General features: G+C 62.8%; 17 protein-coding genes. 3 read left to right on the forward strand and 14 right to left on the reverse strand.

What is annotated here, in order from left to right:
* From AC097R_RS20640 to flgB, 8 genes are all read right to left on the reverse strand, one after another.
* The gene (locus AC097R_RS20640) at positions 1-1149 is read right to left on the reverse strand and encodes a flagellar basal body P-ring protein FlgI (protein WP_479600105.1); all 1149 of its coding nucleotides are present in this window, start codon (positions 1147-1149) and stop codon (positions 1-3) included.
* A gap of 66 nt (positions 1150-1215) precedes the next feature.
* Positions 1216-1935, reverse strand: a complete 720-nt coding sequence (locus AC097R_RS20645) for a flagellar basal body L-ring protein FlgH (RefSeq protein ID WP_479600106.1) — start codon at positions 1933-1935, stop codon at positions 1216-1218.
* Between the two features lie 8 nt (positions 1936-1943).
* Positions 1944-2726: a flagellar basal-body rod protein FlgG gene (flgG, locus tag AC097R_RS20650; RefSeq protein WP_479600107.1), complete on the reverse strand. Its 783-nt coding sequence runs from the start codon at positions 2724-2726 to the stop codon at positions 1944-1946.
* Between the two features lie 18 nt (positions 2727-2744).
* Positions 2745-3485 carry a flagellar basal body rod protein FlgF gene (locus AC097R_RS20655; RefSeq protein WP_479600108.1) on the reverse strand — a complete coding sequence of 247 codons (741 nt, stop codon included), beginning with the start codon at positions 3483-3485 and terminating at the stop codon, positions 2745-2747.
* Between the two features lie 16 nt (positions 3486-3501).
* Complete coding sequence (gene flgE / locus AC097R_RS20660; protein ID WP_479600109.1) at positions 3502-4749, reverse strand: flagellar hook protein FlgE; 1248 nt, start codon at positions 4747-4749, stop codon at positions 3502-3504.
* A 24-nt stretch (positions 4750-4773) separates the two neighbouring features.
* A complete protein-coding gene (locus tag AC097R_RS20665; protein WP_479600110.1) occupies positions 4774-5418 on the reverse strand; it encodes a flagellar hook assembly protein FlgD in 645 nt (214 codons plus the stop codon).
* A gap of 17 nt (positions 5419-5435) precedes the next feature.
* Positions 5436-5840: a flagellar basal body rod protein FlgC gene (flgC, locus tag AC097R_RS20670; RefSeq protein WP_310346015.1), complete on the reverse strand. Its 405-nt coding sequence runs from the start codon at positions 5838-5840 to the stop codon at positions 5436-5438.
* Between the two features lie 29 nt (positions 5841-5869).
* Entirely contained in the window at positions 5870-6316 is a 447-nt protein-coding gene (flgB, locus tag AC097R_RS20675; RefSeq protein WP_479600111.1) for a flagellar basal body rod protein FlgB, read from the reverse strand.
* Between the two features lie 177 nt (positions 6317-6493).
* On the opposite strand from flgB, the gene flgA reads away from it, so the two are divergent.
* From flgA to AC097R_RS20690, 3 genes are all read left to right on the forward strand, one after another.
* Positions 6494-7234, forward strand: a complete 741-nt coding sequence (gene flgA, locus AC097R_RS20680) for a flagellar basal body P-ring formation chaperone FlgA (RefSeq protein WP_479600112.1) — start codon at positions 6494-6496, stop codon at positions 7232-7234.
* A gap of 94 nt (positions 7235-7328) precedes the next feature.
* Positions 7329-7658, forward strand: coding sequence for a flagellar biosynthesis anti-sigma factor FlgM (gene flgM, locus AC097R_RS20685; protein WP_479600113.1), 330 nt, complete (start codon positions 7329-7331; stop codon positions 7656-7658).
* A gap of 39 nt (positions 7659-7697) precedes the next feature.
* Positions 7698-8078 (forward strand): hypothetical protein, encoded by a 381-nt coding sequence (locus AC097R_RS20690; protein ID WP_479600114.1) that lies wholly within the window; start codon positions 7698-7700, stop codon positions 8076-8078.
* 20 nt (positions 8079-8098) lie between these two features.
* Here the strand turns inward: AC097R_RS20690 and AC097R_RS20695 are convergent, their stop codons facing one another.
* The 6 genes from AC097R_RS20695 to AC097R_RS20720 all read right to left on the reverse strand — a co-directional run bounded on the left by AC097R_RS20695 (position 8099) and on the right by AC097R_RS20720 (position 14989).
* Complete coding sequence (locus AC097R_RS20695) at positions 8099-8815, reverse strand: RNA polymerase sigma factor FliA (RefSeq protein WP_310346005.1); 717 nt, start codon at positions 8813-8815, stop codon at positions 8099-8101.
* Positions 8815-9612, reverse strand: coding sequence for a hypothetical protein (locus tag AC097R_RS20700; RefSeq protein WP_479600115.1), 798 nt, complete (start codon positions 9610-9612; stop codon positions 8815-8817). The genes AC097R_RS20695 and AC097R_RS20700 overlap by 1 nt, the downstream gene beginning before the upstream one ends.
* The gene (flhF, locus tag AC097R_RS20705) at positions 9605-11044 is read right to left on the reverse strand and encodes a flagellar biosynthesis protein FlhF (RefSeq protein ID WP_479600116.1); all 1440 of its coding nucleotides are present in this window, start codon (positions 11042-11044) and stop codon (positions 9605-9607) included. The genes AC097R_RS20700 and flhF overlap by 8 nt, the downstream gene beginning before the upstream one ends.
* Entirely contained in the window at positions 11041-13122 is a 2082-nt protein-coding gene (gene flhA, locus AC097R_RS20710; protein ID WP_479600117.1) for a flagellar biosynthesis protein FlhA, read from the reverse strand. Before flhA ends, flhF begins: the two co-directional genes overlap by 4 nt.
* Entirely contained in the window at positions 13119-14273 is a 1155-nt protein-coding gene (locus AC097R_RS20715; RefSeq protein WP_479600118.1) for an EscU/YscU/HrcU family type III secretion system export apparatus switch protein, read from the reverse strand. Before AC097R_RS20715 ends, flhA begins: the two co-directional genes overlap by 4 nt.
* A 95-nt stretch (positions 14274-14368) precedes the next feature.
* On the reverse strand, positions 14369-14989 hold the full coding sequence (locus AC097R_RS20720) for a protein phosphatase CheZ (RefSeq protein ID WP_479600119.1): 621 nt from the start codon (positions 14987-14989) through the stop codon (positions 14369-14371).
* Positions 14990-14991: the final 2 nt, after the last annotated feature.

The following is a 14991-nucleotide window of genomic DNA, read 5'->3' on the forward strand; positions in this document are numbered from 1 at the left end:
TCAGATCACCTCCAGTTCCGCGTTGAGCGCGCCGGCCGACTTGATGGCTTGCAAAATGGCCAACAGGTCTTGCGGCGTGGCGCCCAGTGAATTCAAGGCCTTCACCACATCGGTGAGTTGGGCCGCTGCGGGAATCTGGATCAGCTTGCCGGGCTCGGATTTGATGTCGATATTGGCTTTTTCGGTCACCACGGTTTGCCCGCCGGACAAGGCGCTGGGCTGGCTCACCACCGGGGTGCTGGAGATGCTGATGGACAGGTTGCCGTGCGCAATCGCGCAGGGGCCCAGGGTCACGGCCTGGTTGAGCACGATGGAGCCGGTGCGTGAGTTGATGATGACTTTGGCCGCGGCCACCGACGATTCAATGGGCAGCTCTTCCATCTCGGCGATGAAGTTCACGCGGTCATTGGGGTTGCCGGGGGCCTTGACCTGCACGGTGCGGCCGTCTTGGGCCTGGGCCACGCCGGCGCCAAATTTGCGGTTGATGGCCTGGGCCACCTTGCGTGCGGTCTGAAAGTCCGACGAATTCAGGCTCAGGCTGATGCTGTCGCCCTCTTGCAGGTTGGTGGGTACAGCGCGCTCGACCTGGGCGCCTTCGGGAATACGGCCCACGCTGAGGTGGTTCACGGTGACCTTGCTGCCACCGGCCGCAGCGCCGGCACCGGCCACGATCAGGTTGCCCTGGGCCAGCGCATACACCTCTCCGTCCACGCCCTTGAGTGGGGTGGAAATCAGTGTGCCGCCCTTGAGCGACTTGGCGTTGCCCAGCGAGGACACGTTGATGTCCAGCGTCTGGCCGGGGCGGGCGAAGGCGGGGAGTTGGGTGGTGACCAGCACGGCGGCCACGTTTTTCATTTGCAACTGGGCGATTTGCGCGGCGGGCAGGGTCAGGCCCAGCTGTTTCATGTAATTGGCCAGGCCCTGCGAGGTGTAGGGCATCTGCGTAGTTTGGTCGCCGGTGCCGTCCAGGCCCACGACCAGGCCAAAGCCCGTCAATTGGTTGCTGCGCACGCCTTCAATGGCGGCGACTTCCTTGATACGGGTGGCTGACAAAGCGGTGCCGCTGGCTGCTGCCATCAGGAGCGCCAGGCACCAACCGCCTAGCCATGGGCGGCCTCGGGGTGTTACAGCTTGGTTCCGGTGTGTCATGTGCAGAGTCGGTAATGGGGACGGTCCGACTGGACCTATTACCCCTCGGCACTATTCTGGAGAACTTTAGAACGGATGAAAGTTCAAAAAGAACCGGGATAACCAGCCAACTGTTTGCGCTTCGCCCTGGGCGCCGCGGCCCTTGGACTCCACGCGCACGTTGGCGACCTGCAGCGAGCTGATCACATTGTTGGGTTGCAGCATGCGCGGGTTGACCGTACCGGTGAACCGCATCACGTCCACATTCTGGTTCACACCAATCTGCTTCTCACCGGCCACCACCAGGTTGCCGTTGGGCAGCACTTCGACGACGGTGGTGGAGATGGAGCCGGAAAATGTGTTGGCGGCTTCGGTGCCGCCTTTGCCCGAGAAATCGTTATTGGTCTTGGCAGACATTTCCAGGTTTTTCAAGTCCGGACCCAGCATGCTGGGCAGGGGCGGGGTGATGGCCGAGTCGATCGAGCTGTTGCGGTTCACCGTGGACTTGGAGACCTGGCTGGCGGCCAGGCTTTCGACGATCTGGATGGTGACGATGTCACCCAGCGCGCGGGCGCGGCTGTCTTCAAACGCCGGGCGGTAGGTGGCCAGGTGGAACAGGCTGCCGCCGGAGGGCTTGGTTGGTGCGACGTTGGTGGCGGCACTCAGCTCGGGTTTGACTTCGGCAAAGTCCACCACCGCCTTGGGCGGAATGCCTTGGCAGGCGCCCAGCAGCAGGGTGCTCGCCAGTGACAGGTAAAAACCACATCTAGCCCCCGTGAAATATGCGCCAGTAGCTACTTTTTTCATAGCAAACCTCACAGCTGTCCTAATTTTTGCAGCATCTGGTCCGAGGTCTGGATGGCCTTGGAGTTCATCTCATACGCGCGCTGGGTCTGGATCATGGTCACCAGCTCCTGCACCACGTTGACGTTGGAGGTTTCCACAAAGCCCTGCATCACGGCGCCCAGGCCGTTGGAGCCCGGCACGCCCGCATTGGGCTGGCCTGAGGCCACGGTTTCCTGGTACACGTTTTGCCCCTTGGGCTCCAGGCCGGCGGGGTTGATGAAGCTGGCCGTGGTGATGGTGCCCACCGACTGGGGGGTGGTGGTGCCCGGCACCGTGGCCGACACGGTGCCGTCCTGCGCGATAGAGAGGTTGGTGGCATTCGCCGGCACGGTGATGCCGCCTTGCACCAGCAGGCCGGAGGAGGTGACCACACGGCCCTGGTTGTCCAGCTGGAAGGCGCCGTCGCGGGTGTAGCCGGTGGTGCCGTCGGGCATGGTCACCTGGAAGAAGCCGTTGCCCTGGATGGCCACATCGAGGTTGTTGTTGGTCTGCTGCAGGTTGCCCTGCGAGAAGGTGCGGCTGGTGGCCACCGTGCGCACGCCCAGGCCCACTTGCAGCCCGGTGGGCAGGGTGGACTGTTCCGAGCTGTTGGAGCCCACCTGGCGCAGGTTTTGGTACATCAGGTCTTCGAACACCGCATGGGCTTTTTTGAAGCCGTTGGTGGAGACGTTGGCCAAGTTGTTGGAAATCACGTCCAGCTGCATTTGCTGGGCTTCCATGCCGGTCTTGGAGATCCAAAGGGAGTTGATCATGGTGTGTTTCCTGGGGGGTTAGCCTTGCAAGCCAAGCAATTGGCCGGCCGAGCGGTCGTTGGATTCGGCGGTCTGCATCAGGCGCATCTGCGCTTCAAACTGGCGGGCGGTCTGGATCATGCCGACCATGGATTCGATGGCGTTGACGTTGGAGCCTTCCAGCACACCGACCTGCACCCGGGCGGTGTCTTCGTTGTTCATGGGGTCGCCCGACAGCGTGCGGAACAGGCCGTCGTCACCGCGCTTGAGCGGGTCGTCGGCCGTGGGCACGGCCAGCTTGAGCCGACCAATCACGTTGGCGGGCTGACCGCCCACCTTGGCGCTGATGTTGCCGTCCGGGCTGATGCTCAGCTCGGCCCCGGCGGGTGAGGTGATGGCGCCGCCGTCACTGGACAGCACCTGGCGGCCGTTGCCGGTGGTCAGCGTGCCGTCGGTGGCCACTTCGAAGTTGCCGTTGCGGGTGTAGGCCTCGGTGCCGTCCAGGCCCTGCACGGCAAACCAGGCGTCGTTCATGGCCATGGCGTCCAGGCTGCGGCCGGTGCGCTGGGCCGGGCCGGGGGTGTTCAGGTGGCCGGCCGTGGCCTCCACCGCAAACACGCGGGTGGTGGCGCCTTCGCCGCGCAGCGGCACGGCACGGTAGGTGGCCAACTGGGCCCGAAAGCCATTGGTGGACACGTTGGCCAGGTTGTTGGACAGGACGGCCTGGCGGTTGGCCGCCGCGTTGGCGCCCGTCATGGCGGTGTAGATCAGGCGGTCCATGGTGGTCTAGCCTCGGTTAGCGCAGGTTGACCAGCGTGGACATCACCTGGTCCTGCGTCTTGATGGTCTGTGCGTTGGCTTGGTAGTTGCGCTGGGCGGTCATCATGTTGACCAGCTCGGCGGTGATGTCCACGTTGGACTCTTCAATCGAGCCCGCACGTGTTTCGCCAAACTTGCCAATGCCGGGTTTGCCCAGCACCACGGGACCGGACTTGAAGGTCTCCAGGTACTCACCACCGCCCACGGGCGCCAGGCCCTGCAGGTTGCGGAAGTCGCCCAGGGCAATCATGCCGCCGGTCTTCAGGGTCTGGCCGTTGGAGTAGCTGGTGCTGATCACGCCCTTGCCGTCAATGGCCAGGCTGGTGAATTCGCCTGCGGCATAGCCGTCTTGCGACAAGGCCGTCACGCTGTAGGCCGCACCAAACTGGGTGACACCAGAGATATCGACCGTCATGGCGCTGGGGATCTTGCCGGTCGGTTCGTTGGGGTTGTTGGAGGTGATCGTGCCGCTGGGAATGGTCAGCGTGAACCCTGCAGGACCGGTGACCTTGCCCGTGGCGTCAAACGTCATGGTGCCGATCGGGGTGGCGCTGGTCAGGTCGGTATACACGTCCCAGGAATTGGCAACCGTATCGGTCTTCTGGAAGTACAGGTTGGCCGAAGACGCCACACCCTGGGCGTCGTACACGCTGATGGAGGTGCCGTAAGTGGCGCGCGGCGACGGCGTGACACCGGCTGCCACGGACTGGGTAGCGTCCTTGGCGCGGGCGTCCAGGTTGAACTCGGCCGTGATGGCTGCGGTGGCCTTGGCGGGAATCGGGGCACCGGTGGGCATCACCAGTTTTTGCGGGCTGATGCTGGTGGCGGTGCCAGTGTTGTCGGTGGGGTAACCCATCAAGAACGAGCCGGTGTTGGTGATCAGGTTGCCGGTCTTGTCCAGCTTGAATTCGCCGTCGCGGGTGTAGGCAATGGTGCCGTCGGTCTTGGTCACCTGGAAGAAGCCACCCCCGTTGATGCCCACGTCCAGGCTGTTGCCGGTGATGTTAATGTTGCCCTGCGAGAACTGCTGCGCGATGGCCGCCGTGGCCGCGCCGATGCCGGCCGCACTGCCGCCGCCCGTGCCCAGCGATCCAGCCACCAGCTCGGAGAACTCATTGCGTGACGACTTGAACCCCACGGTGCTGGAGTTGGCAATGTTGTTCCCAATGACATCGAGGCTTTTGCTCGACACATTGAGCCCGGAGAGTCCTGTTTGAAAGCTCATGGCGTGGTCCTTGTGGGTGGCGAATTAGAGAATGACTTTGATGGCGTCGTAGGCAACGGTTGCGCCGCTCTTGAGGCTGAGGTTCAGCCCACCGGTGCCGGTGCTGACGGATTCGATGGTGCTGCGCGTCAGCGGTGTGACATCGACCGCCTTGCCGCTCAGCGTGGCCGTGACCTTGAAGACCGGTGTGGTGGTGCCGGTGTAGCTGCTGGCGTCCCACTCGAAGTTATGGCGGCCTTCGGCTTGCGCGCCCATGTTGATGGTGCCCAGCACCTGGCCGCCCTGGGTCAGCACTTGCACGGTGACCTTGTCGGCCTCGCCGGCCAGTTGCAGACTGCCTTTGCCCACGCCCGAGCTCACCGACAGGCTGTTGCCCTCGGTCAGTACCTCGCGGCCCACCATGGAGGCGCCCTGCAGCACCTGCATGGAGGAGAACTGGGTGGCCATGGACTTCATGGTCTCGTTGAGCTCCTGGATGCCCGACACCGTGTTGATCTGTGCCATCTGGCTGGTCATCTGGGCGTTGTCCATGGGGTTCATGGGGTCCTGGTTGTTCAGCTGGGCTACCAGGAGTTTCAGGAAACGGTCCGTCTGGGCCTGCGCGCTGGTTTGCGTGGTGCCCGTGGCGGATGTGTTTGTCGAGCTGGTGTTGCTTACGCTGGCGACCATGGTGTGTGCCTCTGAGGTTATTGACCCATTTGGAGCGTCTTGAGCAGCAGCGTCTTGGCTGTGTTCATGACTTCCACGTTGTTTTGGTAGGACCGCGAGGCCGAGATCATGTTCACCATCTCCTCCACCGGGTTCACGTTGGATTGGGTGACGTAGCCATCGGCATCGGCCGACGGATGGGTCGGGTTGTGCACGCGCTTCAGGGGGTCATTGCTTTCCCTGATGGAGCTGACCTTGACGCCCGAGGAGGCGTCCGAGCCCATGGGCACGGTCTCAAACACCACCTGGCGCGCTTTGTAGCCTTGGCCGTCGGGGCCGGCTACCGCATCGGCGTTGGCCAGGTTGCTGGCGACCACGTTGAGGCGCTGCGACTGGGCGCTGACGGCGCTGCCAGACACATTGAAGATGGAAAACATGGACATCGTGGGACTCCTCAGTCGTGGTCAGAGGCCTACTGGCCCTGAATGGCACTCAAGATTGTTCTGGATGAGCCGTTAATGAAGCGAAGGGTGGCTTCGTAGCGCACCGAGTTGTCCACAAAGTTGGCCCGCTCGCGGTCCAGGTCCACGCTGTTGCCGTCCATGGCGGGTTGCGTTTGCACCGTGTAGTCCAGCTTGGAATCGCCCAGGGCGCCGCTTCCATTGGCACTCGGCAGGGGAATATGACGTGCATTGGTGGTGCCATCGCTGGACAGGCCGGCGCTGCTGCTGGTGGACAGGCGCACGCCCTGGCTTTCGCCAATGGCTTCGCTCATGGCCTGCTTGAAATTGACGTCACGGCCGGAGTAGCCAGGCGTGTCCGCGTTGGCGATGTTGCTGGCAATGACGCGTTGACGCTCGGCGCGCAGCACCAAAGCTTTCGCTTGAAAGTCCAGGGCGTTGGTCAAATTGGCAAACATGGGCTACCTCGGCTAAGGGCGTCCGGTCCAGACGGAGGGGCCGGGATGGGGACGTGCGGCAATTATGGGAAAAGCTTTAATTTCTTAGCGGAGGAATAGCGGGGGGATTGGCCTGCATTTGGCGGGTTTGCGCGGGCGAGGGGCTGCCTATAGTTGCTGCAACTTAGGAGTGCCGCCATGTCCCCGTGCTTGCGATTCGCGCATCTGCTGCCCCGCTGGCTGCGTGGCGGCTTGGCGTTGGCCGTGCTGGCCGTGGTGCCTGCTGCCTGGGCCCAAGACATGGCGCTGGGCGATTTGCAGGCGTTCGCGCAGCGCTGGGTGCGCGATACGGTGGCCAAAACCAATGCGGACAACCCGGGCCTGCGCATGGAGTCGAGCGTGGGCGCGCTGGATGGCCGCTTGCGGCTGGCGGTCTGCGGCAATGTGGAGGCGTATGTTCCGCCCGGTGCCCGCCTGTGGGGCCGCAGCCGCGTGGGTTTGCGTTGCGCCGACGGCATGGGCCGCTGGAATGTGTCCTTGCCCGTGGTTGTCAAGGCCGTGGGCCCGGCCTGGGTGTTGAAGAGCCAAGTGGTGGCGGGTGCCACGTTGGCGGAGTCGGATGTGATCGAGGCCGAGGTGGATTGGGCCGAAGAGCCCTCAGCGGTGCTGCAGGAGCGCCCCCTGTGGGTGGGACAAACGGCGACCCGGCTGCTCAGTGCAGGCCAGGCCTTGCGCCAGGGCATGGTGAAGCCGGCGCAGGTGTTTCAGGCTGGTGCCTCGGTACGGGTGGTCGCACAGGGCCCTGGGTTCCAGGTGTCCAGCGATGCCCAGGCCCTGTCTGCCGGGGTGGTGGGCCAGCAGGCCCGGGTCCGCATGGACAACGGGCGGGTCACATCGGGCATGGTGCTGGATGTTCGTACAGTCAAAATTGACCTTTGAGTCCAACTTCCTGTGCAAAGAACCCTAAAGTCCGTCATGATCTGGCCGATAACAATCCCACGAGGCCGCGCTTATCGCGGCTTTGGAGAATGCCATGAAGATAGGTCAACCCTCAGATATCCCCTCGTCCGTCACGCCCACGGTGTCCGGTGCTGCCCAAAAAGCGGCCCAGAGCAGCAGCGCCAGCACGGCTGCGACCAACAGCGCGGCCGAAGGCACGCGCTCTGCGGGTGTGGCCGTCACCGTGTCCACGTTGGCGCGTTCTCTGGAGAAGCCCGAGCGCAGCGATGCGGATGTGGACACCCAGAAAGTCGCCTCCGTGAAAGCGGCCATCGAAGATGGCACCTATGTGGTGAACGCCGAGGCGATTGCCGACAAGCTTCTTTCCAACGCGCAGGAAATGCTGAACCGCACCACGCGGTAAATCCGGCCTGCGCACTATCTACGGTGCGGAGGTTTCAGGATGTCTAAGGATTCACAATCGCGGTTTGACGCACTCGAGCAGCAGTTCGGCGCAGTAGCCGCTGCCCTGCGTGATGGCGACACTTCCCAACTGGAGTCTCTGAGCAGCCAGCTGCAGCAAATGACGGTGGAATTCGCGCGCGAGTTGGAGGTTTTCTCGGCCAAGTCGGGCATCTCCTCGACCCAGCTGCGCCGTGCCAAAGCCCTAAGCCAGGGATTTCCGGTGTTGCGTGAAAGCCTGTTGCGCCGACAAGCCTTGGTAGACCAGGCTCTCCAGGTGGTGGTTCCCGCCACCCAAACCCAGACCTATGCGGCCCCGACAGCCAGCCCTTACGGTGCGGGCCCGAAGGCTTCCGGCCGTTTCCAAAGTTTCACGGCCTGAGGGCTAAGCGATCCCCCTGCTCAGTGGGATCGCATCTTTGCCCGCAGCCGGGCGATGGACTGGCTGTGCAGCTGGCAGACGCGCGATTCGGTCACTTCCAATACTGCCGCAATTTCCTTGAGGTTCATGTCCTGCTCGTAGTACATGCTCATGATGAACTGTTCGCGCTCGGGCAGGGCCTTGATGGCGGTGACCAGTGACTGGCGCAGGCGCATGTCCCGCAGCATATTCAGCGGGTCGGCATCGTTGTCGGCCACGTGGCGGTCCAGGAAGGTGTCATCGTCTTCGTTGCGCCGCGTCATGTCTTCCAGGTAGACCAGCTGCGTGCCGCGCACCTTGCCCAGCAGACTTTGGTATTCGGCCAGGCCCATTCCCAGTTCCGCCGCAATTTCGGATTCTGCGGGGCTGCGGCCCAGCACATGCTCCAGCTTGCGCATCGCGACTTCAATTTCCTTCTGGCTCTTGCGGGAGCCGCGCGACATCCAGTCGTTTTCACGCAGCTCGTCGAGCATGGCGCCGCGAATGCGCTGGGTGGCAAAGGTCTCAAACTGCACGCCCTGCGAAGCCTCGAAGCGGGTAAGCGCGTCCGACAGCCCAATCAGTCCGACCTGGATCAGGTCATCCACTTCCACGCTGGCGGGCAACTTGGCCATCATGTGGTGGGCCAGGCGGCGCACCAGCGGCTGGTACTGCTTGATCAAAGCGGTACGGTCCAGCTGTCCTTTGGCGGAGTACATCAGTGTGCCCCTGTGGGGTAGTGGTGGCGCACCGTGGGCGCATAGGGGCGGTGGGGAGCGGACCAGCCGCTGTTCAGCGCCATGGCATTTTCCAGCAGGCCCAGCACCAGCCGGCCGATGCTGGCCGAGGGGCGCTCATCGGTGGTGGGGGCCGGAATGTTCAGGGCGTTCACTTGGTAATTCAAAAAGTATTTGGCGCAGTCGTTCAAGCTGGTGGGCGTGCGGTTTTCGGACACCGGTGTTTTGGCTCTTGCATTGTCCATCACATTGACAATGGTAGGTTCCAGTGCACCTTTGAGCAACAGGCGTTTGAGGGCCAAATAACTGGTTAGCAGCGAGGCTTTGGCCGTGGACACGGCCAGCACCGGGCGCACGCCGCTGCCGTGCAGCAAATGGGCCAGCGTTTGCGCCGTGCTGTACACAATCACCACACTCTCGTGGGGGAATAGTCCTCCGGCATCTACCAGCGAATGCATGCCGGTAGCGCTGCCGCTGGCCAGGGTTTGCAGCCCCAGCCGTGCCGGCAGAACCGTCCACGAAGGCGCATCGGATACGGCTGGCGGCGCCATGGAGTAATCAAACAACTGGGCCAAACCCGGGTTGTCCGGGGTTTCCAGCACCGTGCCGTCCAGCACCGTGACCGGGTGGCCGAAACCGACCAGGGCATTGCACAGTTGCAGCAACAGTGGGAGTTCCACCTGCTCGTCACCATGGCTGACCATGGCGATGAGCTTGGGCGCAGGGACGACTGCCAGGTCCAGCAGACCTGCGGCCTGATTGATCGGGTGATCAAGCATCCAGGCGCCCCTGGCCGGTGGCCGCGTTGCTGGACTGGCTGAAGAAAAAGCCCAGGTCGCTGGCCTTGGGGTCGTAGGCGGACACGCCGGCCGTGCGCATGGACATGCGCACCAGCTTGGCTGCGACAGCGGGTTCCCAGTCTTCAGGCACGCGCTGGCCGTTGGTCACACCGCGCAACACCAATTGGTGTCGGATGACGGCATCGAGGGCGGGGCCGAGTTTCACGGCCTCGTCGGTCTTGGACAGAATGGCTTGCAGCGTGGTGGGGGTTTTGAAGCAGGCCACGGCTTCGTCCAGCGTGTCCCCATGGCCACCCGCATTGAGCACCAGCAGGCGCTTGATTTTGGGCAAGTCCAGCAGCTCCATCAGTTCGCGCTTGCGCGGGTCGCGTGGGGCAATGCCGGTGGTGTCAATCAACACCATTTTCTTGTTGGCCAGCAGCCCCAGCAGATCTTGCAGGGCGGCCTTGTCATGCGCCAGGTGGGCCACGACGCCCAGCATCTTGCCGTAGGCACGCAGTTGCTCATGGGCACCCACACGGTAGGTGTCCAGGGTGATCAGGCCCACGCTACCGGGGCCATGGGCGCGGGCGCACTGGCCGGCCAGCTTGGCGGCGGTGGTGGTCTTGCCCACGCCGGTGGCGCCTATGAGGGCAAACACGCCGCCTTCTTCGTGCAGGGGCGGGCTGCTGGCGTCGGTGCGCAGGTTGCGCTCCAGCACGTCCATCACCCAGCGCACCGATTCCGCCGCATCCATGTCTTCAGGCATGCGCTCCAGAATCGTGCGGGACAGTGTGGGCGAGTAGCCTGCGCGAATCATCTTCAGCATCAGGTTGGACTGGATGGGATTTTGCCGCGCCTGGCCCAGCCAGTTCAGGGTATTGAAGCGGTCTTCAATCAGCTCCTTCATGGCGTGCAGCTCATCCATCATGTTTTGCGGCACGGCAGGAGCGGGCGTATAGCTTGGCGGCTTGCGTGCGGGCACCGGCCTTTGGGGGGCGGCTTCTACGTCCATGCTGATGCGCTTGAGCGCCGGCGCCTGGGGTGGCTCGGGGGCCACAGGCGGGGGCAGGATGGTGGTTTGGGGCTGGGTTTGCGCGGCCTCGTGGCGGCGGCGCATCATGCGCTCGCGCACATAGTCCTGGAACGACAGCGTGCTCATGGCCAATTGTTCTGCATCGTCCTCCACTTGGCTTGCCACATCCTGGTAGCTGGGTGGCGTGCTGTTGCGCGGCGCGGGCTGCTGTTTGTTCCCTCCGGGCTTGCCAGCGTTCTGGTCCAGTGTGGCCAGCGTGTCTTCGGCGGTGGCCACCACTTCCACGCCGTTTTCGGTGGGGCGGTTGGACAAGATTAGGGTGCCATCGCCAAAGGCCTGGCGTGCTTTGGCAAGGGCTTCGCGTGAGGTGGCGGCGGTAAAGCGTTGGATGTTCATGGTGTTGCGCCTCTCAAAATCGGGCCGATGCGGATGGTGTGGGTTTCAGGTATTTCGCTGTGCGCCAGTACTTGCAGGCGGGGGGCCACGCGGCGCACCAGGCGCGCAATCGAGCCGCGGATCTGGTCCGGCACCAGCAGGCAGGCGGGCACGCCAATCTCTTCCTGTTTCAACGCGGTCTCGGCTGCGGTGCGGGTCAGCATGTCGGCCACGCCAGGGTCCAGGGCTGGGCCCGATGTGCCGCCCAAGGCCTGCACCAGCAGACGTTCCAGGCTGGGGTCGATGGCAATCACATTGAGCTCGCGGGTCGGGCCATAAATCTGCTGCACGATGGCTGGCGACAGCGCCACGCGTACACGCCGGGCCAGCTCGACCGGATCGGTGGTGGCGGTGGCGTGTTCGGCGATGGATTCGATGATGGTGCGGATGTCGCGGATATGGACCGACTCGTCCAGCAGCAGTTGCAAAACCTTTTGGAAAACCGCCACCGAGACCATCTTGGGAACGACTTCTTCGATGAGTTTGGGGGCCAGCTTTGCCACGTGTTCCACGAGTTGTTGTGTTTCTGTCCGGCTCAGTAACTTGGCGGCCTGGACTTGCATCAAGTGTGACAAATGGGTGGCCATGACGGTCTCGGAATCAACCACGGTAAATCCGGCCATTTGCGCCGCTTCCTTTTGCCGCTCGTCAATCCAATGGGCGGGCAGACCAAAAGCAGGGTCGGTGGTGGCAGCTCCGATCAAGGGCGTGGTGATGCCACCCGGGTTGATGGCCAGGTACATGCCGGGGAACGCTTCGCCTTCTCCCACGATGACGCCGCGCAGCGTGATGCGGTAGGCGCTGGGCTTGAGTTCCAGGTTGTCCCGCACATGCACGGCAGGTGGCAGGAAGCCAACCTCTTGCGCAAACTTGCGGCGCACGCCCTTGATGCGGTTGAGCAAGTCGCCTTGGCGGGTTTTGTCCACCAGGGCAATCAGGCGGTAGCCCAGCTCCAAGCCCAGTTGGTCCACGGGTTGCAGGTCGTCCCAGGAGGCTTCGCCGTCTGTCACTGGAGCGGGGGCCTGGGCTTGGGGATCCACCGGCTCGGGCTTGTGCGACAGGGCCCATGCGCCATAGCCCAGGATGGCTGCGATGCTCAAGAACACCAGGTGCGGCATATTGGGAATGACACCCACCACAAACATGATGAGTCCGGTGATGCCGAGCACCCGTGGGGACACAAACATCTGCCCCATGATCTGCTTGCCGATGTCTTTGTCCTTGCCGACGCGGGACACCACCATGGCAGCAGCCACGGAAATCAGCAGGCCAGGAATTTGTGCCACCAGGGCATCACCAACAGCCAACAGGATGTAGGAGTTGGCGGCCTGGCTGGCGGTCAGGTCATGCTGCAGGATGCCGACCGCAAAGCCGCCAAAGATGTTGATCAGCAAAATCAGGATACCGGCCACGGCATCGCCGCGCACGAACTTGGAGGCGCCGTCCATGGAGCCAAAGAACTCGGCCTCTTCGCCAATTTCTGCGCGGCGGCGCTTGGCTTCTTTTTCGTCAATCAGGCCCGCATTCAGGTCGGCGTCCACCGCCATCTGCTTGCCCGGCATGGCGTCCAGCGTGAACCGGGCAGACACTTCGGCAATACGTTCAGAGCCCTTGGTCACCACCACAAAGTTGATCACCACCAGGATGGCAAACACGATCAGACCCACGGCAAAGTTGCCGCCAATCAGGAAATGGCCAAAGGCCTCGATCACCGCGCCGGCAGCGCCGGCACCGGTGTGGCCTTCGAGCAGTACCACGCGCGTAGACGCCACGTTGAGCGACAAGCGCATCAGCGTGGTGAGCAGCAGCACGGAGGGGAAGGCCGCGAAGTCCAAGGGGCGAATCATGTAGGCCGCCACCATCATCACCATCAGCGCCACGGCGATGTTGATGGTGAAGAAAGCGTCCAGCAGGATGGGAGGCAGCGGCAGCACCATCATGGCCAGAATGGCGACGACCAGGATAGGGGCGGCTGCACCCTGCATGACGGTGGCATTGCTGCCAAACCACTGCTGCAGGTTTTTGATGTGGGCGTTCATGCCGTTTCAGCCTTCAGGGTTTTGGACAAGGGGTCCAGCTCGGGCGGAACAAAGGGCTGTGGCACTTCTTGCGGCATGGCACCTTCGCCACGCAGTGCGGCGCGCAAGCGGTACACATAGGCCAATACCTGCGCCACGGCGGTGTACAGAGCTGAGGGGATGTCCTGGTCCAGCTCCGCATTGGCATACAGCGCACGCGCCAGCATGGGGGACTGCAGTACGGGGATGGAATGCTGCTTCGCCACATCGCGGATCTTCATGGCCAACAGGTCAGCGCCTTTGGAGATCACACGCGGGGCGCGCATGGATTTTTCGTCGTAGCGGATGGCTACGGCAAAGTGGGTGGGGTTCATCACCACGAAGTCGGCTTTGGGCACGGCGTTGACACTGCTTTTTTGGGCCAATTCACGCTGCTTCTGGCGGATCTTGCTTTTGATCTGTGGGTTACCGTCAGACTCTTTGCCTTCCTGCTTCACTTCCTGGTGCGACATCTTCATCTGGTCTTTGTGCAGGAAGGTTTGCAGCGGCACGTCCACCATGGCGGCCATCAGGACCACCAGCAGCATGAGGCCGAGTCCACCGGTCAGCCATTGGGTCAAATGGGCAATGGCTGCGGTGGAGGGCTGCATCAGCAAGGATGCCATCTCCTGGAAACCAGAGGTCAGAAACGAGGTGGCAATGGCAAACAGAATGCCCGTCATGGCGACCATCTTGGCGGTGTTGAGCAGCTTCTTCTTGGAAAACAGATTGGAGAAGCCGGACAACGGGCTGAGGCGGGAAAAATCCGGCATCAGTGGCTTGAGGCTGTTGACCCAGCCGCCCGATGCCACGGCTGCCACGATGGCCGCGGTGGTGACGATGGCGGCGAATGCGACGCAACCTGCAATGCCAATGGTGGTGGTATCGCTCAAGCGCTGCAACATGGCGCCAGGACGCATGACGATGGCTGCGTCAAAGGACAGCTGCTGCGCCATGCTGAGCTTGAGCTGGTCGAACAATACGGGGGACAGGACGAGAACCGCGATGGCACCAGCGCCCAGCACCGCGAGGTGCGAAAGGTCTTCGGAGCGGCTAACCTGGCCGTCTTCGCGCGCTTTCTTGAGCTTGCGCTCTGAGGCCGGTAGGTTGCGATCTTGACTGCCTGAGTCCATGGTGGAGAAGCTCTCTAGTTCTCACCATTGTCGCAACCGACCTCCTGAACTAAAGGGCGATAAGCGGGGCAATCCTCCGCTTATTCAAGAAGATTTCAGAAGCCCAAACTGGCCAGCAAATCGTCCACCTGGGACTGGTCGGTGACCACTTCCTGGTTGGCCTGCCCGTCCACCACGGGGCCGGCCAATGCAGGGGTGTATTCCTGCACAGTGGCGGCGCTTACTTTGGCTTCGGCGGGGGCGGTTTGCAGCAGCAACAGCACCAGCTGTTCTTCGATGGTCGCAGCCAGTGTGACCACCTTGGCAATCACCTGGCCGGTCAGGTCGTGGAAGTCCTGCGCCATCATGATTTCGGTCAGGTGGTCGTCCACTTTCTTGCTGGATTGCTCGACGTCATTGATGAAATTCATCACATGGCCCTTGGCGACAGCGCCTACGGGGTCTTTGACGATCAATGCGCCAATGCGGCGGGTTTCTGCCGCTATGTGGTCGTGCTGGGCCTTGGCCTGGTCGACCTGGTTGAGCACCTTTTCGGCGGCTTGGCCGGTCAGGCGCGCGATGTAGGACAGGCGGCTTTTCGCGTCAGGCAACTCGCCGGCCCAGTCTTTGACTTTTTCGGCAAGGCCTAGGCCATTGAGGGAGTCATGCAACTGGCGCGTGAGCGCCCCCAACTGTTGGTGAACTGCGCCGGTGGAGAGTGGCGTGGCGTCAGTCATGC

It is taken from the genome of Rhodoferax sp. ZS1R25, from assembly GCF_056521335.1.